The sequence below is a fragment of the Micromonospora sp. NPDC005291 genome (genome assembly GCF_040607415.1).
In the GTDB taxonomy this organism is placed as follows: domain Bacteria; phylum Actinomycetota; class Actinomycetes; order Mycobacteriales; family Micromonosporaceae; genus Micromonospora.
Genome location: NZ_JBEXGR010000004.1, coordinates 317,616 through 335,221 on the forward strand (window position 1 = coordinate 317,616; position 17,606 = coordinate 335,221).

14 protein-coding genes, 1 tRNA gene and 1 pseudogene are annotated in these 17,606 nt (G+C 72.4%); 8 read left to right on the forward strand and 8 right to left on the reverse strand.

The genetic code is table 11. From position 1 onward, the window contains the following. The first annotated feature begins 104 nt into the window (after window positions 1-104). Window positions 105-1,037: a hypothetical protein gene (locus ABZT18_RS08105; RefSeq protein ID WP_354995521.1), complete on the forward strand. Its 933-nt coding sequence runs from the start codon at window positions 105-107 to the stop codon at window positions 1,035-1,037. A gap of 249 nt (window positions 1,038-1,286) precedes the next feature. Here the strand turns inward: ABZT18_RS08105 and ABZT18_RS08110 are convergent, their stop codons facing one another. Beyond that, entirely contained in the window at window positions 1,287-4,409 is a 3,123-nt protein-coding gene (locus ABZT18_RS08110; protein ID WP_354995522.1) for a BTAD domain-containing putative transcriptional regulator, read from the reverse strand. Window positions 4,410-4,590: 181 nt separating this feature from the next. Between ABZT18_RS08110 and ABZT18_RS08115 the strand changes: the two genes are divergently transcribed. Genes ABZT18_RS08115 through ABZT18_RS08125 form a run of 3 tightly spaced genes read left to right on the forward strand, consistent with a single transcriptional unit; the run spans window position 4,591 to window position 6,279 of the window. Then, window positions 4,591-5,301: a hypothetical protein gene (locus tag ABZT18_RS08115; RefSeq protein WP_354995523.1), complete on the forward strand. Its 711-nt coding sequence runs from the start codon at window positions 4,591-4,593 to the stop codon at window positions 5,299-5,301. Next, on the forward strand, window positions 5,298-5,819 hold the full coding sequence (locus tag ABZT18_RS08120; protein WP_354995524.1) for a hypothetical protein: 522 nt from the start codon (window positions 5,298-5,300) through the stop codon (window positions 5,817-5,819). The genes ABZT18_RS08115 and ABZT18_RS08120 overlap by 4 nt, the downstream gene beginning before the upstream one ends. Next, a complete protein-coding gene (locus ABZT18_RS08125; RefSeq protein ID WP_354995525.1) occupies window positions 5,806-6,279 on the forward strand; it encodes a hypothetical protein in 474 nt (157 codons plus the stop codon). The genes ABZT18_RS08120 and ABZT18_RS08125 overlap by 14 nt, the downstream gene beginning before the upstream one ends. Before the next feature lie 89 nt (window positions 6,280-6,368). Here the strand turns inward: ABZT18_RS08125 and ABZT18_RS08130 are convergent, their stop codons facing one another. Further along, the gene (locus ABZT18_RS08130; protein WP_354995526.1) at window positions 6,369-7,454 is read right to left on the reverse strand and encodes a Gfo/Idh/MocA family oxidoreductase; all 1,086 of its coding nucleotides are present in this window, start codon (window positions 7,452-7,454) and stop codon (window positions 6,369-6,371) included. 226 nt (window positions 7,455-7,680) lie between these two features. Between ABZT18_RS08130 and ABZT18_RS08135 the strand changes: the two genes are divergently transcribed. Further along, window positions 7,681-8,568, forward strand: a complete 888-nt coding sequence (locus ABZT18_RS08135; protein WP_354995527.1) for a hypothetical protein — start codon at window positions 7,681-7,683, stop codon at window positions 8,566-8,568. Window positions 8,569-8,646: 78 nt separating this feature from the next. Further along, window positions 8,647-9,558, forward strand: coding sequence for a hypothetical protein (locus ABZT18_RS08140; protein WP_355250792.1), 912 nt, complete (start codon window positions 8,647-8,649; stop codon window positions 9,556-9,558). A gap of 85 nt (window positions 9,559-9,643) precedes the next feature. Here ABZT18_RS08140 and ABZT18_RS08145 read toward each other — a convergent pair. From ABZT18_RS08145 to ABZT18_RS08170, 6 genes are all read right to left on the reverse strand, one after another. Continuing rightward, window positions 9,644-9,717, reverse strand: a tRNA-Ala gene (locus ABZT18_RS08145). A 510-nt stretch (window positions 9,718-10,227) separates the two neighbouring features. Further along, the gene (locus ABZT18_RS08150; protein ID WP_354995529.1) at window positions 10,228-11,010 is read right to left on the reverse strand and encodes a hypothetical protein; all 783 of its coding nucleotides are present in this window, start codon (window positions 11,008-11,010) and stop codon (window positions 10,228-10,230) included. A 177-nt stretch (window positions 11,011-11,187) separates the two neighbouring features. Continuing rightward, window positions 11,188-11,838, reverse strand: coding sequence for a GNAT family protein (locus ABZT18_RS08155; RefSeq protein WP_354995530.1), 651 nt, complete (start codon window positions 11,836-11,838; stop codon window positions 11,188-11,190). A 184-nt stretch (window positions 11,839-12,022) separates the two neighbouring features. Next, a complete protein-coding gene (glp, locus tag ABZT18_RS08160) occupies window positions 12,023-13,336 on the reverse strand; it encodes a gephyrin-like molybdotransferase Glp (RefSeq protein ID WP_354995531.1) in 1,314 nt (437 codons plus the stop codon). After that, window positions 13,333-14,295, reverse strand: coding sequence for a UTP--glucose-1-phosphate uridylyltransferase (locus ABZT18_RS08165; RefSeq protein ID WP_354995532.1), 963 nt, complete (start codon window positions 14,293-14,295; stop codon window positions 13,333-13,335). The genes glp and ABZT18_RS08165 overlap by 4 nt, the downstream gene beginning before the upstream one ends. A 9-nt stretch (window positions 14,296-14,304) precedes the next feature. Next, complete coding sequence (locus tag ABZT18_RS08170; protein ID WP_354995533.1) at window positions 14,305-16,635, reverse strand: diguanylate cyclase; 2,331 nt, start codon at window positions 16,633-16,635, stop codon at window positions 14,305-14,307. Between the two features lie 85 nt (window positions 16,636-16,720). Here ABZT18_RS08170 and ABZT18_RS08175 point away from each other — a divergent pair, with 85 nt between their 5' ends. Together ABZT18_RS08175 and ABZT18_RS08180 are read left to right on the forward strand one after the other, a co-directional pair. After that, window positions 16,721-17,398 carry a 5-formyltetrahydrofolate cyclo-ligase gene (locus ABZT18_RS08175; protein WP_354995534.1) on the forward strand — a complete coding sequence of 226 codons (678 nt, stop codon included), beginning with the start codon at window positions 16,721-16,723 and terminating at the stop codon, window positions 17,396-17,398. Further along, window positions 17,395-17,601 (forward strand): annotated as a pseudogene (locus tag ABZT18_RS08180) (FmdB family zinc ribbon protein); the annotation flags it as partial. The gene ABZT18_RS08175 and the pseudogene ABZT18_RS08180, both read left to right, overlap by 4 nt. Window positions 17,602-17,606: the final 5 nt, after the last annotated feature.

A 17,606-nucleotide genomic window follows, 5' to 3' on the forward strand; every position in this document is an offset into this window, starting at 1 on the left:
ACGTCGACCGTGGGACGGGCACGGCGCGGAGATCACCTCGTCGGCGACGCACGGTAGCGTTCGCGGGTTCCCGAACCACGTGTACCGAGGCGTCAAGGAGTACGGTGACCCACCCCCAGCCCCCCTTCGGGCCGCAGGACCCCCAGCAGCCGAACCCGGAGCCGCCGACCCAGCCGTTCCCGCCGACACCGCAGCCGCAGTCCGCCGCTGACCCGACGGTCCCGCAAGCCCCCGTGCCGCCCAACCCGTGGTCGGCACCGGCGAGCCCGCAGCAGCCGCCGTTCTCTGGCGGCGCGTACCCGCAGCAGCCGCCGTTCTCTGGCGGCGCGTACCCGCAGCAGCCGCCGTTCTCTGGTGGTGCGTACCCGCCGCCGCCCGGCGGGCCGGGCTACCCGCCCACCATGCCGCCGCCCGCGCCAACGAAAAACTCCAAGAAGACCGTGGTGATCGTCGCGGTGACCGTGGCCATCCTCGCCCTGCTGTGCTGCGTGGGTGGCATCACGGCGGTGGTCGTCGGCGCGAACCGCGCCGCGGACGAGGCGTCCGAGGTCGAGGCCCTGCCTACCCCGGACGTGACCCGGGGCGTCGGGCAACCGCCAGCCCCCACCCCGTCGTCAGCTCGGCCGTCCGCCACCGGCGAAACCCGGAACATGTCGGTCGGGGACACCTTGGTCATCGACAACAGCCGCGGCACCATCGAGATCACCGTGACGAAGTTCAGCACATCCACCACAGCCTGCAGGGCGAACGGTTTCAAGCCCAGCAAGGGTCTGTACGTGATCGCCGATGTGAACGTGCGCGTCACCATGGGCACCGCTTCGACGAACCCGCTGTACTTCCGATGGATCGCCGCCGACGGCACCACGACCACCCCGATCTCCGGGACCCTCTCCGGCTGCGGCACGGCCCTGCCGTCCGGCAGTGGCCTGACCAGCGGCACCACGCGCACCGGCAACCTCGTGTTCAACGTGGCCGACACCAACGGCGTCCTGGAGTACCGGCACGAATTCAGGACAGCCGGTACCTGGAAGCCATAACGCCCGGGTGCGGGGCTGGCCCAACCACGCCAGCCCCGCCCGTGCCCGTCCTCGCCATCGCGGGCCGGAGGTCAGCAGCCTGTCCAGCGCGGTGACACGGTCCGCGTTGCGGAACCCGACGATGGTGCCCCTGTCGGAGACGGACCGGGCGCCAATGCCCACCCCGTCGCCGCCCCCGGCAGCACGCGGGAGGCGCCGTTGCCTGCCCCGCTGGAGGGAGGAGACAGATCGGGGGCCAGGCAGGCCGCGCTACCGGGGCGGCTGCGGAGCCGAGCAGCCCGGCAACGCGTACCCGGTCTCGGCTGCCAGCCGCGCCGCCCGGTCGTCCAACCGCACTGCCTCGGCCACGTCTGCGGACTCCTCGGCGACACGGGCGAGGATCCGGGACGCCCGGATCTCGACCGGCCGGTAGCCCGAGCGGGCCGCCAGGACCAACGCCGCCCGCCCGTGCCGCCCGGCGGCCTCCGGGTCACCCCCGGCCAGCTCGGCGGCGGCGAGGCCGGTCAGGGCGGTCGCCTCGCACCAGCAGAACCTGGTACGCCGGGCCAGTTCGAGCGCGCGGCGGTGCTGCTCGGCCGCGTCGCCCGGGTGTCCCAACGCCAGCAGCACCCGCCCCAGCGCGTCCGCCGCCCACGCCTCGGTCCCCGCGTCGCCGATCTCCCGGGTCAGAGCCACCGCCCGTTCGGCGTCGGCACGGGCCAACTCCGCTCGATCCGTGTCGCACCAGAGCACGGCACGGCCGGCGAGGGCGGTCGCCTCACCGTAGCGGTAGCCGAGGTCCTGGTTGGCCGTGAGCGCTCGGGCGTAGAGGTCATCGGCGCCGCGCCGGTCGCCCCGATCCCGGCGCACATTGGCCAGATCGACCAGGAGGACGGCCACGTTGTAGTGCGCGCCAGCCCGCTCACCGCGTTCCAGCGCGGCCCGGAAGTGGGCGTCCGCCTCCTCGAACGCGCCGAGCTGCCAGTGGGAGAACCCGAGGTTGGCCAGGGACATCGCCTCCCCGCCGTCGTTGCCCGATCGGCGGCTGAGCGCCAACGAGAGACGGGCACAGTTGATCGCCGCCTGCGGGTCACCGAGTCGCTGGTGCACCGCGCTGAGGTTGTTGAGGATGCCGGTCCGTCCCTCCTCCCAGCTGTCCACATCGGTGCACCGCAGCCCGTCGAGCAGATGCTCACGAGCCTCCTCGTACCGCCCGCTGTTGACCTGCACGAGCGCGATGCTCTGGTGCATCGCGGCCTGGGCGCGGGCGTCGCCCTCGGCCTGAGCCGCGGCCAGCGCGACCGTCGCCGCGGTCAGCCACTCCTCGCGCCGGCCCCGCTGGTGGAAGTAGGCGCGCAGCGCGTCGGTGAGGTGCCAGGCGTACGGGCGGGGGCCGCTCCGGGTGGCCTGCTCCACCGCTGCCGTGAGGTTCGCCAGCTCGACGTCCAGCCAGGTCAGGGCGGCGTCGTTGTCGGTGAAGGGATCCACCGCGACCGGTCGCGGTAGCCGCACGAAGTGCGGGATGATCCGGCGGCCCGCAGCGTCGGCCGTGTCCAGGTAGTGGTCGAACAGCCGCCTCCGAGCCTCCTCCTGGGCGGTCTCGTCCTCCTCCCCGGTGAGGCGGTCCACGGCGTAGCGGCGCAGCAGGTCGTGGAAGCGGTAGCGCTCCCCCGGGTGCCGTTCCAGCAAATGTGCTGCGGCCAGGGCGCGCAGGCGCTGGGTGGCGGTGGCCACCGGCACGCCGGCGACCGCGCCCGCCGGGCCGGCGGTGATGCTCGGTCCGGGTACCAGACCGAGGCGGCGGAACAGTTCCCGCTGGGGTTCCGACAACACTCGGTACGAGAGGGCGAACGCCTTCGTCACCGCACTCTCCTCGGCACCGTCGACGGTCAGCCCCGCCAACCTGTCGCCGTCGGTCAACTCGCGGACCAGAGCGGGGATATCCGGTTTCCCCGCCGCCTGAACGTTGGCCGCGGCAATGCGGAGTGCCAGTGGCAGGTGGCCGCAGAGCCGGGTCAGCTCAGCGGCCGCACCCGGATCGGTCAGCACGGCCGCCTCACCCAGCAGCGTCGCCAGCAGGCGCATCGAGGCCGGCGGGGTGAGCACGTCCAACGGGAGCGGCCGGGCGTCGGCTCGGACCACCAGCTCACCGAGGCGGTGCCGGCTGGTGACGAGCACGGTGCCGGAGGACGGGATCAGCGGCAGCACCTGGTCGGCGTGGCGAGCGTTGTCCAGCACCAGCAGCACGTTCCGGCCGGCCATCAGCGAGCGGAGCAGTGCCGCTCGGCCGTCCGGCCCGTCCGGCACCGCCCTCGGGTCGACCCCGAGCCCGGTCAGCAGGTGGGTGAGCGCCGTTTCCGCCGGCATCGGCTCCCGGTCGGCGTCGAAACCACGCAGGTCCAGGTGGAGCTGCCCGTCCGGAAACGCCGCGCTGACGCGGTGCGCCCAGTGCAGCGCGAGGGCGGTCTTGCCCACCCCGGCGGTGCCGCTTATCACCCAGATCCGGGTACGGGCGGCCGGCTCGGTCAACCCGACGTCGAGCTGGGCCAGCTCGGCGTCCCGGCCGGTGAGGGTCGTGCTGCTGTGGGGAAGCCCGGCGGGGCGGACCGGTGGACCGTCGGCTCCTTTGCCCGGTCCGGGGACGTCGGTGGGTGACCCCAGCGTCGGGTCGGCGCGCAGGATCCGCTCCTCGAGGCGGCGCAGCGCCGGGGGCGGGTCGATGCCGAGCTCGTCGGCGAGCCGATCGCGTACCTGCCGGTAGGTGGTCAGCGCCCGGTCGGCGCGGCCCTCCCGGTACAGGGCGAGCATGAGCTGACCGACCAGCCGCTGGCGGCCGGGTTGCCGGACGACCGCGTCGGTCAACTCGTCGGCGACCTGTCGGGAACGCCCCCGTCGCAGCAGCACCTCGGCCCGCTCCTCGACTGCCGTCCAGCGGGCCTCGCGCAGGCCGGCGCACAGCCGGTTCCGCACCTGCTCGTCGGCCACGTCGGCGAGCGGCTCCCCGCGCCAGAGCGCCAGTGCCTGATCGAACAGACCCACGGCGTCGTCGTCGCCGGCCGCCCGGGCCTGTCCGATCAGTGCGGTGAACCGGTGGGCGTCGACCGTCAGTGGGTCGACCCGTAGCAGGTAGCCGGGCTCGCGGCCGATCAGCTCCACGGGCGCCTCCGTCCGCCGTAACGCGGCGCGCAGCCGTGAGACCAGTGCCTGCACGGTGCCCCGGGCACTGCGGGGCGGTGCCTGATCCCACACCAGGTCGATCAGCCGGTCCACCGCCACCACTCGGTCCGGCTCCAGCAGCAGCGCTGCGAGGACAAGTCGTGGCTGGCGCCCACCGAGGTCGACCCGGACACCGTGCGTCCACGCCTCGACCGGGCCCAACACGCGGAACTCCATCGACCCACCTCCCCGCCCGCGAGTATGCCGGTCCGCAGTGGACTGCCTGCAAGCCGGCTGCAAGCTGCCTGCATCCACGTCTGTGGATCATTCCCATCCCGACCCGGCGGTCCTGTGGCCGTCGGGTTGGGACGCACGGTCGACATCGACCGCGTGTCACCTCGAAAAAGGAGATCGGCGAGTGGAGAAACTCAGGCGGCCCGGCCTACGCCGGCTGGGCCTGACGGCGGCGGGCGCGGTCGCGGTGGCCGCGCTCGTGGCGGCCGTAGGTGTCGGTCGGGCCGACCCCGGCGTGCGCTACGACGCGCACCCCGAGGCGCTGGCCTTCGGCAAGGAGATGTACGACTTCCAGACCATCGAGCAGATGACGGCCACCTCACAGCTGGTGGTCTTCGGCACGGTCACCTCGGTACAGCCCGGCCGGATGGCCAGCACCGACGAGGACCCGGCGGCGGTCGGTGGCGACATCCGGTTGCGGACGGTGACGATCAGCCGGTCCGACATCCTGCACAACCCGAAGAACCTGATCATCCCTGCGTCCATCACGCTGGAGGAGGAGGGCTGGGACGAGGAGGGCCGCGGCTACCTCTCCAACAACGTGGCGTGGAGCGAGGTGGGCGACACCGGCTACTTCTTCCTGCGTCGCGCCGCCGGTGTCAGCGACCCGTACACCTACCAGCTCGCCAGCTCCGACGGGCGGGCGCTGGTGGTCGACGGCGCACTCCGGCCCAGCAACGTGGAGACCGAGCTCGCCACGTCGATCACCACGATGGTGCCGTCGTTCCTGAACAACACGGTCGTCGCGGCGAGCGGGCAGGTCGCCGCGGGCACGTTGACCGAGTCGATCCCGACCGCGGACCTGCCGCTGCCTCCCGAGGAGAGTGGGGAATGAAGCGTACGACGACTGTCCTCGGTGCCACGCTGATCGCTGTGGTGGCGTTCGCACCACCGGCCATGGCGGGGCACGGCGGCAAGGCCAACAGCGGTAAGCCCGACAACAAGGACCAGGCGGTGGAGTCGAACTCGTTGACGAACGCCGGCAAGGCGGCGGTCTCGCACGGCCGGGCGCAGCTCGACCGTTCGCAGATCAACACCTCGACCGGCGGCGGGGACATCCACGTCTACGACAAGTCGTACTCCAGTTCCTGGTACGGCCAGACGAGTTGCACCGACACCAACTGGTGGAACGGGCTGTGCGACCAGTACGACGTCAAGTTCAACACCCGGACGATGAGCGGCAAGTCCACTGGCTACTGGCAGAGCCTCGGTTGCCACGAACTCGGACACACCGGTTCGCTGGGCCACCGCTCGAAGGCCGCCGACACGGACAACAACTCCTGTATGCGCAGCGAAATCTGGCCCAAGAACTTCGACACTCATGACATCAACGCGATCAATGACAACGTCTGACCGTCGTCTGCTGTTCTCCGGTGGGGCCGTGGCCGCAGTGGCCGCGGTCGCACTGGGCGGCTGGTGGATGTCCCGACCGGACCTGCCCTCGGACTGGTCAGGCCGGAGTCAGTTCTGCGCCGAGGCGCAGACCTTCGCACTGGCCAACCAGGGCGCAATCACCGGTGATCAGCGGGTCGAGGCAATGACCGCGCTGATTCGCTCCGCACCGTCGGAGCTTGCCCCGGATCTGCAACGGCTCGCTGGCGCACTGGGGGGTCACGACGAGCCGGCCACCGCGCACGACCACGGCACTGCTACGCACGAGCACGACGCAGGTACGGCTGCACACGAGCACGAACCCGTGTCCGGCGCGGATGTCTCCCCGGCGGACGCGGAGGCGGTGGAGGCGAGCGGACGCCGCGCGGGTGAGTTCATCGAACGCACCTGCGGGGTCAATCTGCCCAACATCCGCACCTGACCGACCGGGGGTTGCCTGGGGGTGTAAGACAGTCTGCGTACCACGGGGGACGGCCGGCCCGGACCACGCGTCCGGGTCGGTCGGGCCGACTACCGCGCCCAGGCCTCCTCGGCGGTGACGACCGGCTGCCCGGTGCGTACCGATTCTTCGATGGCGAGGCTGATCAGGTGGTCCTGGCAGGCTTCCGCGAGGGGATACGGCGCCGGGCCTTCCTCCCGCGACCAGGCGCCGGCGCGGACCATGATGTCGGCCACGGCGATGTCGTCGTCGGACATTCCGCTGCCGACGAACGGATTGCGGTAGACCACCCTGCCGTCGAAGCTGATGTGCTTCAGGTCGAGCCCTTCGAGGTTGAGGTCGATGCCCGTCTGCCGCCGCACCAGGGGCGACTCCACCGGCGTGGTCGGGTCGACCAGGCGGACGACGCGATCGTCCACCAACTCGCCGAGCGAGCCCCGCACCACCAACCGGCGGGTACGCAGCGGATTCCACCACTGGTTGTCGGTGAAGTCGTACAGCCCCATCCGTCCGCCGAAGTCGATGGTCGCGAGGGTGGTGGAGAGCTGCTGTGGGGCGGCGTCGCCGCTCCAGCCGGCGGGCGACAGCGGGTTGGCCAGCGGCGCGACGAAGGCGCGCGCGCCGACCTCGGCGGTCTCGTAACCGACGCCGAGCAGGCCACGGATCAGCGAGACCGCGTGGTACAGGTGCGTCGAGGAGATCTGCACGGAGGTGGGCTCCCCGAGCACCCCGGCGCGGATCAACTCCAGACGGGCCGCGTGCCCGGGCATCAGCAGGTACTGCTCGGCGACCTGCACCAACCCGCTGCCTCCGACGTCGGCCCAGAGCGAGCGCAACCCCGCCAGGTCGGGGGCGGGTGGCGTCTCGGCGAGCACCGGGACGCCGGCCGCGACCAACTCCCGGGTCGCGTCGGGGGTCACGGGCCAGGGCACCGACACGATGACGAAGTCCGGTCGCTCGTGGGCGAGCAGTTCGGCCGTCGTGCGGAAGGTCCGCACGCCCCATTCGGCCGCCACCGCGGCACCACGCGATTCGGTACGCGTGACCACCCCGGTCACCCGCAGCCGCTCCGGCAGAAGCCGAGCCAGGCGTAGGAAGAACTCACCCCGCCAGCCACTGCCGACGATGCCGAACCGGGTCTGGGCCACCGATGTCATCTGGGCTCCTCACGTCGAGATTCCGGATGCTAGCCGTCGGAAAGCGCTGCCCGCCCGCGTCGGGACCGCTCTCCTCCGCCATTCGCAGCCGTCACCGCCAGGCCGTCCATTTTGTACGTTTCGTCGCTGCGGCGTAACAGAAGCATTGGACCGTGCGGTAATTGACCGACAGCAACTATCGGGCGATCGATCGCCCGGCTGTCTCGTCTTCCAGAGAGGAACGGGGATGCAAGGATCTTGGCGTAAGGCGGCGCTCGCAGCCGCCCTGTCGATCACGGGAGTGCTGGGTGGGCTGGCCATGGCGGCACCCGCACAGGCACAGACCGTGGAGTCCGGTTCGGTCTCCTTCAGCGGCGACCTCGGCGACTACATCACCGGTGGCCAGTCCTACTCCTACTCCACCGACAACGGCGACCAACTCACGACGTACGGCTCGACCGACAACAGCCACGTGGCGGTCAGCATCAACGGTTACAACGGCGACTGGTGGTCGTTGGACTTCGATGCTCCAGGCGCCGACGCGCTCGCTCCGGGCACCTATGAAGAAGCAACCAGATACCCGTTCAACGGCGCTGGCCCCGGCCTGAGCCTGTCGGGCAACGGGCGGGGCTGCAACACCCTGACCGGCACCTTCACCGTGATCAACGCAGTGTTCGGGCCCAACGGCTACGTGCAGACCTTCGACGCCACGTACGAGCAGCACTGTGAGGGCGGTGAAACGGCCGCGCGCGGCGAGGTGCACATCTCGAACCCGGCGCCGCCCGAGCCGCTGGACCTCGAACTCGCCGTGGCGACCGACGGCAGGGCCGACCGGGTGAACGGCAACGCTGTCCTGCATGGCACGGTGACCTGCAGCCAGCCCACCTCCGTGTCGCTGGACGGTGCGGTCACCCAGATCGTCAAGAAGGTGCTGGTCCGCGGCACCTTCTCGACCCGAGTGACCTGCACTCCGGGCAGCCCGGTGTCGTGGACGGCCGCCGCCGTACCGGGCGGCAACACCCCGTTCGCCAAGGGCAAAGCTGAGGTCATCACCCAGGCCGCCGGCTACGACAGCGAATACGACGAGTACGTCACCGTCAACGACACCTCGGTCGTGACGTTGTCCAAGTCCTGACGCGTTGACGCCTGGCGGCCGGTCACGGGCCGGCCGCCAGGCACTACGGGTGCCCCGGCCCGCGACGGACGACCGAGGATGTCCTGGTCGACCAGCGGCCCATTCGAGGGGCCGCGCGAGCGCCGGACGCTCGCGTACGATCCGTTTCCGCGTGTTCCACCGGCAGGTGAGGCAGCTGTGCAGACCCACGACCATCTCGCCCAGGGCACGGGCAGCGATGATCCTGCCAGCCCTCGCAGGCGGCGGCTCGTTGCCGCAGCGGTAGGCGTCGCCCTCGCCCTCACGGTCGTCGGCGGCATCTATCTCAGCCGCCGCGAGCCTGACCGGGCCACGGCGCAGGGCGCGGTCGCGACGATGGCACCACCGGCGGCACCGACCATGGGCTGGAACGCCGCGATGGTCGCCCGCGACGACACCACCATCACCGTGTACGCCACCCCGGGTGACTTGCCCTGCAAGGAGCTCGTGCAGCCGCAGGCCAGGATCACCGAGCAGACCGACACCCAGGTGACCGTCGCGGTGGGCGGTCGGATCGTGAACGCCACCGACTGCACGACCAGCGGCCTCCGGGTGCCCCTCGTCGTGTCGCTGCCGAAGCCCCTCGGCGGTCGGATGCTCCGCGGCGACGCCAGCCCGCTGCCACCACCGACCTTCTCCGAACGCGAGCTACCAGACCTGGCCTCCGACCAGAGGTGGAGCCCGCATTCGAGTCACTGCGATGAGGGCTTGTGTCAGGGCTACAACGGCCCGAACGGCTCCGCGCTGCTCACCAGTGCAGGCCGCACAGTCGGAGGGAAGCGCCCCTCCGTTGTCGACACCGTCCAGATCGGCTCGCGTCAGGGCACCATCACCGGGAGCGCAGGAACCTTTTGGCAGGTGCAGTGGGCGGTCGGGGACCTGACGTACTCGCTGCAGCTGAGGCCCTCGGAGGGCGAGACATTGAGTTTCAAGCAGTTTCGCGCAGAACTTGCCAGCTTGAAGTGGAGCTGACCTCCCGTCCAGCGTGGGTCGGGCTGCGCTCCGCAAGATCGGAAAAGGCCGCCTCCGACGCGCGGAAACGGCCTTTGACCTGGGGTGGAGCTGAGGGGATTTGAACCCCTGACCCCCTCGATGCGAACGAGGTGCGCTACCAGTCTGCGCCACAGCCCCCCGCCGGCGAACCGGCTTCGGTCCCACCCGGCTTACACCGGGCGGGCCGGCAGCAAGGCTAACAGGTCGCTGGCCCCCATCGCGAATCCGCCCCCGGCACGGCGTTCCAGCCCACCCAAGATCCACTCGGCTTCCCGAGAATTAGTACATCGGGGGCGCCTCGACACCCCCGCCTTCCCGCGAAGACACCACCCCAACCGCCCCCGGCAGTCCCATCCGAGGCCCACCGGAGCCTCGGTGGGGGCGTCGCGGCGGCTGAAACCGAGTCGATCACCCGCCGGCCGCCCACGCCGAGGTAATGATCGACTCCGTATCGCCGACATGCCGGTATCCGCCCCCGGGGATACCCCCAGACCGGCGACATGGAGTGGATCAAGCCCAACGAGCACGCCCGGACACGCCCGGGCACGCCCGGAAACGCCCGGGCACGTCGGGGTACGCCCGAGCACGTCGAGCGCGCCGGAGCACGGCCCGGGCGGGCGGCAGGCGCCTCGGTCGGGCTGGGGGCGGTCAGGCTCCTCGGCCGGCCTCGTAGGGGCGCCCGCGTAGCCCGCCCGACCGCCGGTACGAGACCGAGCCACCGTTGACGGCCGCCGGCAGGTCCCCCGGCCGGTCGAGGCCCATCGCGGCTCGGCGTACCCCCTCGCGCTGGGCGGCCAGGCGACGCTGCGCCTCTCGGCGGGCCGCCGCGCGGCGGGCCTGTTCGCGGCGAACCTCGGCCTGCCGGGCGGCCAACCAGGCCGCCTCACGGGCCCGGGCGCGGCGTCGGCGGCGGCCGGCCAGGGCCTGACCCCGCAGGTGGACGACGTACACGGCCAGCAGCATGAAGGTGACCGAGAAGCTGATCCAGAAGCCGGGGCTGACGAACAGCACGCCGATCAACTCGACGACGTTGAGCAGCAGCAGAGCGGCGAGCACCCGGCGACGCCGGTACACGGCGGGGGTGTGCTGCCCGCGGGGCGGCGGGCGGCGGCGGGACCGCTTCGGTGCGGGCGGCACGGCGCGCAGCCGACCGGAGCGGCGGGCAGCCGGGGGCGCGGAGACCGGCGCGGTCAACGCTCCGGTAGTCGAATCCTCACTGAGGGTGACGACCAGTGAGCGCGGAGGGTGGACGGGTCGCCGTCCCGGCACAGTACGGCGCCGTCGGCGGCGCTGGAGCACCCGCGCCGTCGACAGCGCCCGCTCCGCCACCAGCCGCTCGGTGGCGTCGTACCGGCGAACGAGCGCCGGGGCCAGGGCGAGCAGGCCGGCGGCGGCGAGGACGGCGAGGAGCACCGAGGTCGGCACCCTCACCCCTCCCGTCACCGAATTCGAAGCAACCGCCACCCGACCGCAGGATCTTCCACCGATCGCGCCTGGGTGCGTAGATCGTCCGGACGGGGAGCGCTTGCCGCAGCTTGCAGTTACTTGAGGTTACGGCGCGCCGACCGAGATGCCACCGCGCCGCGCCGATCCCGTCCGTGGGACGACTCACCGGGCGTCGGCGCGTACCCGGTGCCAGCGGGCCAGCAAGCCACCCTCGGCAGCGATCTCCTCGCTCGTCATCGCGTATCCGATGTGGTCACGCCAAGCACCGTCGATGTGCATGTAGCGCACGTGGTACGACTCCTCGCGGAAGCCCAGCTTCTCCACGACCCGCCGGGACGGCCGGTTCTCCGGACGGATGTTGATTTCCACCCGGTGCAGCCCGCCCGGACCGAACGCGTGGTCAACGGCGAGCGCGAGCGCCGTCGGGATCACACCCTGGCCGGCGACCCGGGCGTCCACCCAGTAGCCGACGTAGCCGGAGCAGAGCGCCCGCCGCACGATGCTGCCCACGTTGATGTGCCCGACCAGCCGGTCCCGGTTGGCCTCGCGCAGGCAGACCGCGAACGGCATGCCCTCACCCTCACGGGCCGAGCGCCGCTGGTCACGGTGCACCCAGCGGAACGCGGCCGGCGAGTTCAGCTCGTCCCAACCGCCGGGCAGCGACGACTCCCAGGGTGCCAGCCAGGCCCGGTTTGCCCGCCGAACCTCCGACCACGCCGCAGCGTCGGAGCGTCGGTAGGGCCGCAGCAACACCGGGCCGTCCGCCAACTCCACCGGCCAGCCCGGTGCCCGCGCGGGTCCAAAGAGACTCACCCGCACAGTCTCCCGCGCGGGACCGTGTCGCGCGCAAGTGGACCCACCGTGCTGACCACACCCACCGAACTGACCGCACCGGCCAAGCTCACCGCGCTGACCGCACCCATCGGAACGACCGCACCCATCGGAACGACCCGGCGACCGCCCGACGCAGCCCGTCGGCGAACAGACCGGGGCACCGTCACCGGCGACGGTCCAGCAGCAGGACGTCCACGGTGGATCCCGCGGCGGCGGTGGTGACCCGCTCGCCGAGCACCAGCAGCCCGTTGGCCTCGGCCAACCCGGAGAGGGTGAACGGCCCGCCGCTGAGTGGCTGGACCGTGTATCCGCCGCCGCGCCGCTCGGCGACGTGCGCCGGCCGGAACTCGCGCAGCCCCGTCGGGGACGACACGGTCTCCAGCAGGTGCGCCCGCACACTGGGTCGGAACACCGGCTCCGCGCCGGCGAGCAGTTGGATGGCGGGGCGGGCCAGCACCTCGAAACCGATCAGCGCGGCGCCCGGGTCGCCGGGCAGGCAGACCACCGGCACCTCCTCGGCGCCGACCGTGCCGAACCCGAGCGCGGTGCCGGGATAGAGCGCCACGTCGGTGAACGTGACCGGCCCGGCGCGGCTGCCCTCCCGGCGGGACAGGATCCGGCGCACCATGTCACCGGGGCCGGTGCCGGTGCCGCCGGTGGTGATGATCAGGTCGGCGCGCAGGGTCTGGTCCTCCAGCAGCCCGCGCAGCCCTTCCGGGTCGTCGTCGCAGATACCCACCCGGTACGCCAGTGCGCCCACCTCGGCGGCGGCGGCGGTCAGCGCGTGCGAGTTCGCGTCCACCACCTGACCGGGCTGGCTGCCCCGACCCACGTCGACCAGTTCGTCGCCGGTGGCCACGATGACCACCCGTGGGCTGGGCCGGACCACCACGTGCCCGATGCCGGTGGCGGCGAAGACCGCGACCAGGGCCGGGGAGACGTACGTGCCGGCGCGGGCGAGCAGAGTGCCGGCTGGCAGCTCCTCACCGGCGCGGCGGACCCCGTACCCCCGTTTGGGGGTGCGGAAGATCTCCACCGCGGCCATGCCCTGGTCGGTCCACTCCACCGGGACCACCACGTCCGCGGCGATCGGCAGCGGCGCCCCGGCGGCCACCGAGAAGCACGAACCGGGGGTGAGCCGGACCGGCCGCCAGCTCGCGGCACCAAGATCGCCGACCACGTTGAGCCGGATGGTCCGACCGCCGGGCGTGCCGGAGGGGGCCGGGACATAGCTCGGGCCCCGGCCCCCTCCAGAAATGTCCTCCCAGCGGGCGGCATAGCCGTCCACGGCCGCCTGGTCGAAGGCCGGGAAGGCGTGCGGCGCGACGACGTCGTCGGCGAGGACGTTGCCGTGCGCCTGGGTGAGGTCGAGGTCGAGTGGCGGCAGCGCTCGTAACCTGCGCAGCACGCTGCCCAGGTAGTCGGCGAGCGGCGTCAACTCGTTCGCGGCCGCCTCGGCGTCGGCCGTCGCGGTCATGTACCAGATCCGCCTGCCGCGTCGGCCTTGACGAAGTCGGCCAGCCAGGAGCGGAACTCGGTGCCGAGGTCCTCGCGCTCGGCGGCGATCTGCACCACCGTCTGGAGGTAGCCCAGTGGCATGCCGGTGTCGTAGCGGGTGCCCCGGTAGACGATCGCGTGCACCGGAGTGCCCTCGGTGCGCAGCAACTCCATCGCGTCGGTCAGCTGGATCTCGCCGCCGCTGCCCGGCTTGGTCCGCCGGATCGCGTCGAAGATCGTGCCGGGCAGCACGTAGCGGCCGAGCACCGCGAGGTTGCTCGGGGCGTCCTCCGGCTGTGGCTTCTCCACCATCCCGGTCACCTTGACGACCTCACCGATGTCGCTCAGCTCCGACTCGGCGGGCTCGACGGAGGCGATGCCGTACCGCTTGGTCTCGGCCGGGTCGACTTCGAAGAAGGCGAGCACCACGCCGCCGGTGCGGGCCTGTAGTTCCAGCATTGCCGGCAGCAGCGGCTCCGATGGCTTGACGAACTCGTCGCCGAGCAGCACCGCGAAGGGCTGGTCGCCGACGTGGGACTCGGCGTACCCGACGGCGTGGCCAAGCCCGAGCTGCTCCGGCTGCCGCACGGTGTAGATCTCGGCCAGCTCGCTGGGCCGACGCACGGCGGCCAGCCGCTCGGTGTCGCCCTTCTCCTCCAGCCTGGTCTCCAGGTCGGGGCGACGGTCAAAGTGGTCCACCATCGAGGTCTTACCCCGACCGGTGATCAGCAACACGTCACCGATGCCGGCCTGGGTGGCCTCCTCGACGATGTACTGCAGGACCGGCCGGTCCACCACTGGCAGCAGCTCCTTGGGCACCGCCTTGGTGGCCGGCAGGAACCGGGTGGCCAGTCCGGCGGCCGGGATGACGGCCTTGACCGCCAGGGGACGGCCAGTTGCGGCGACCGTCGATGAGGGGTTCGCTGAGTGCTCCGACATGCCGCGAGACTATCGGCCACGGCTCTGCCGCGGCGGGTGTGGCCCAGAAGACGCGCCGCCACCCGACCCCGGCCGCGCGGCGTCCGGGCCGGCCCGTGCCCCGCCCGTCGCGCTGTCCGCCGGGTCGTCGGCCGACTCCGGCCGGGCGTGCGCCGGGCCGGCCGGCGATGATTCCGGTACGCCCACAGCCGGCTCCGACCGGGCGGGCCCGCCCGGCTCCCGGGTGGCCTGCACGGGCTGGCCGGCGCGCGGCAGCCCGTCGGGTGGGCTCACGGCACCCGCGAGCACTGGTATCTCCCGCGTCGGCACGTCCTGGCGTACCTCGGCGACCCGGTAGGTGTCGCGGCCGGCTGCCTTGGCGGCGTAGAGCGCGTCGTCGGCGGCCTCCAGCACCTCCCGCCCGGTGCTGCCGTTGTCCGGGTAGACGGCGATGCCCACCGACACGGTCACCACGACCGGGCCGGCGTACGCCTCGACGGCGATCGGCGTCTCGCGGACCACCACGCCGAGTCGCTCGGCCACGATCGCCGCGCCCCGCGCGTCGGTCTCCGGCAGCAGCAGCACGAACTCCTCACCGCCCTGCCGGAAGGCCAGGTCGACCTCACGTATCTCGCCGCGCACCCGCCGGGCGAACTCGGCCAGCACGGTGTCCCCCGCAGCGTGCCCGTATGTGTCGTTGACGTCCTTGAACCGGTCGAGATCCAGCGCGAGGATGCTGAGCATCCGCCCGAAGCGGCTGGCCCGTTCCACCTCACGCCGGATCGACTCGCGCAGGTACCGGTAGTTCCACAGCCCGGTGAGCGGATCGGTGAGTGAGAGCCGCTGCGCCTCCTCGTGCACCCGGACGTTGTCCACCGCCACGGCCGCATGGCCGGCGAAGGTGCGCAGGGTGACGAGGTCGTCGTCGTCGAACTCGTCCGCGCCGAGCCGGTCGTAGAGGGCCAGCACGCCGAGCGCCGCCGCTGCGCCGGCCTCGTCGGTCGTCCCGGAGGACCCGATGAGGGTGGCCGCCGTACCGCCGCCCGGGGCGGCGAACGGAACCGCGACGTATGTGCGACAGCGCGGCTCACCCGACGGGGCCCCGGTCGGCTCCCCCCTCCCCCGCTGCGGCTCCCCGGTGGCGGCGACGGCGCCGACCACGCCGACGCCCACCGGCACCCGCAGCGTCTGGGGCCCGTCCGCGTCCCCTTCCGGCCAGCGCCCGTCCAGCCCCTCGGTGCACTGTGCGACGAGCACCCCGCCGGTCTCCACCAGCAGCACGGCGCCGGCCCGCGCGCCGGTGGCTCCGATGGCGCTGTGCAGGATCACCCGCAGGATGCGTTGCAGGTCGTGTGTGCTGGCCAGGGTGTCACCGAGCACTGCGAGGTGCCCGCGGAGCTGGTCCCGGTTGCTGGTCAGCGCCGCGACGTAGGACCCGGTCTCCCGGGTCATCCGGTTGAACGCGGCGGCCAGCCGGCCCAGCTCGTCGCGGCTGCGTACCGGCACTCGGGCGGTCAGGTCGCCGTGGGCCACCCGGTCGACCGCGCCGGCCAACTCCATCAGCGGCCGGGTGGTCATCCGGGCCAGCCGCCAGGCGGTCAGCACGGCGAGCAGCCCGGCCAGTACGACCACCCCGACCAGCGTGGCGTGCAGCCCGGGTGGCCGCTCGCTGGGCACGGAGAGCACCAGTGGCAGCGGCTGCCCGTCGGACGGTCCGATCCGTCGCACGTACCGACCGTCGGTGGTTTCGGTGACCCGCTCGCCGTGGACGGAGCTGGCGGCGGCCAGCACCGCGTCGCGTACCTCGCGGGATTCGGTGGTGTAGGTGACCCGCGCGGCGCTCGCCTCGCTGTCGAGCAGGGTGACCGCCACCCCGGTCACCGCCGCCAGCCGGGCCACGAAGGCCGGGTCGACCAGCTGCGCGGCGGTCACCGTGCCCAGCAGGGTGCCGGCGCGGTCGCGCAGGTCGACGTGGGCGGCCAGCGCGTGGACCGGCCCGGTCGCGCCCGTGGTCGAGCCGGAGCAGTCCCGCCACGGGGTCGACGGCGCGCCGGGCGAGACGTAGGTGACCTGGCCGGTCACGTCGGTGATCAGCACCGCGGCGGCCAGGCCCCGGCCGACCAGTTGGGCGGCGGCGACGGCCGGATCGGCGGTGAGGGCCACCGCGTCGGCGGTGGCGCGCAGCTGCTGGCAGAGAGCGTCGACCGAGGTACGCACGGTCGACGCGGCCACGGCCAGGCGCTCGGTGGAGCGGCTGTTGTCGACGGCGGCGACGGTGTAGGCGACGAAGAGCGCGCCGAGCAGGACCGGCCCGAGCACCACCACGAGGAAGGCTGCTGTCAACCGCCCGCGTAGCGTCACTCGGTCCCCCCGGAAGTTCCGCCTCCGTTGCTTGCGATGCTGACACAGAGCAACCGTGGGAGAGGCGTTGCGTCAGGAGTGTTGCGTGCCGGAATTTTCTGATGAAGCGGAAGTGACCCGAATGGCGAAGCGGGACGCCCGCGTCGAGCTGCTCGCCCGCCGCCGGGCGCTGACCGGTCCGGCCCGGGCCGCCGCCGCCGGGCGCGTGCAGGCCGAGCTGGTCGCGCTGGTACGCCGGCTGCGCCCGCACCGAATGACGGCGTACGTGCCGGTCGGCTCCGAACCGGGCGGCGCCGACCTGCCGGAGGTGCTGCGGGCGGCCTTGCCGGCCGGCGCCGAGTTGCTGCTCCCGGTGCTCCTCGCCGACCTGGATCTGGACTGGGCGCCCTATACCGGGCCGGACGCCCTGATCGCCGCGGGTCGGGGTATCCGAGAACCCGTCGGTGCCCGTCTCGGGGTGGCCGCCGTGGCGGACGCGGAGCTGGTCGTCGTACCGGCTCTCGCGGTCGACCGCCACGGTCGGCGGCTCGGACGCGGCGGCGGCTCGTACGATCGGGCGCTCGCCCGGGTGCCCGAGGCGACGCTGACGGTGGTGCCTCTGCATGACGGCGAGCTGGTCGAGGCGCTGCCGGCGGAGCCGCACGACCGCCCTGTCCGCGCGGTCGTCACCCCCGCCGACGGGGTGCGTAGGCTTGACGACGGCCCGGGCGCGCCGCATGGTGTCACGCCCCACACGTCCGCTGGACGAACCCGGGGCGAATGACGCACCATTGGCACTCGAATAGGTCGAGTGCCAACTGGCCGAGCCCACATCCGGAGGAGAACGTGCCCACGTACCAGTACGCCTGCACCACGTGCGGTCACCAGCTCGAGGCGGTGCAGTCCTTCTCTGACGAGCCGCTGACCGAGTGCCCGGCGTGTGAGGGGCGGCTGCGCAAGGTCTTCAACTCCGTCGGCATCGTCTTCAAGGG

Bases quoted from the DNA above. Each gene is read 5' to 3' on its own strand.
- ABZT18_RS08125 (WP_354995525.1), top strand. From the start codon at position 5,806: ATGACAACGTCTGACCGTCGTCTGCTGTTCTCCGGTGGGGCCGTGGCC.
- ABZT18_RS08140 (WP_355250792.1), top strand. From the start codon at position 8,647: ATGTCCTGGTCGACCAGCGGCCCATTCGAGGGGCCGCGCGAGCGCCGG.
- ABZT18_RS08130 (WP_354995526.1), bottom strand. From the start codon at position 7,454: ATGACATCGGTGGCCCAGACCCGGTTCGGCATCGTCGGCAGTGGCTGG.
- ABZT18_RS08165 (WP_354995532.1), bottom strand. From the start codon at position 14,295: ATGTCGGAGCACTCAGCGAACCCCTCATCGACGGTCGCCGCAACTGGC.
- ABZT18_RS08135 (WP_354995527.1), top strand. From the start codon at position 7,681: ATGCAAGGATCTTGGCGTAAGGCGGCGCTCGCAGCCGCCCTGTCGATC.
- glp (WP_354995531.1), bottom strand. From the start codon at position 13,336: ATGACCGCGACGGCCGACGCCGAGGCGGCCGCGAACGAGTTGACGCCG.
- ABZT18_RS08110 (WP_354995522.1), bottom strand. From the start codon at position 4,409: ATGGAGTTCCGCGTGTTGGGCCCGGTCGAGGCGTGGACGCACGGTGTC.
- ABZT18_RS08120 (WP_354995524.1), top strand. From the start codon at position 5,298: ATGAAGCGTACGACGACTGTCCTCGGTGCCACGCTGATCGCTGTGGTG.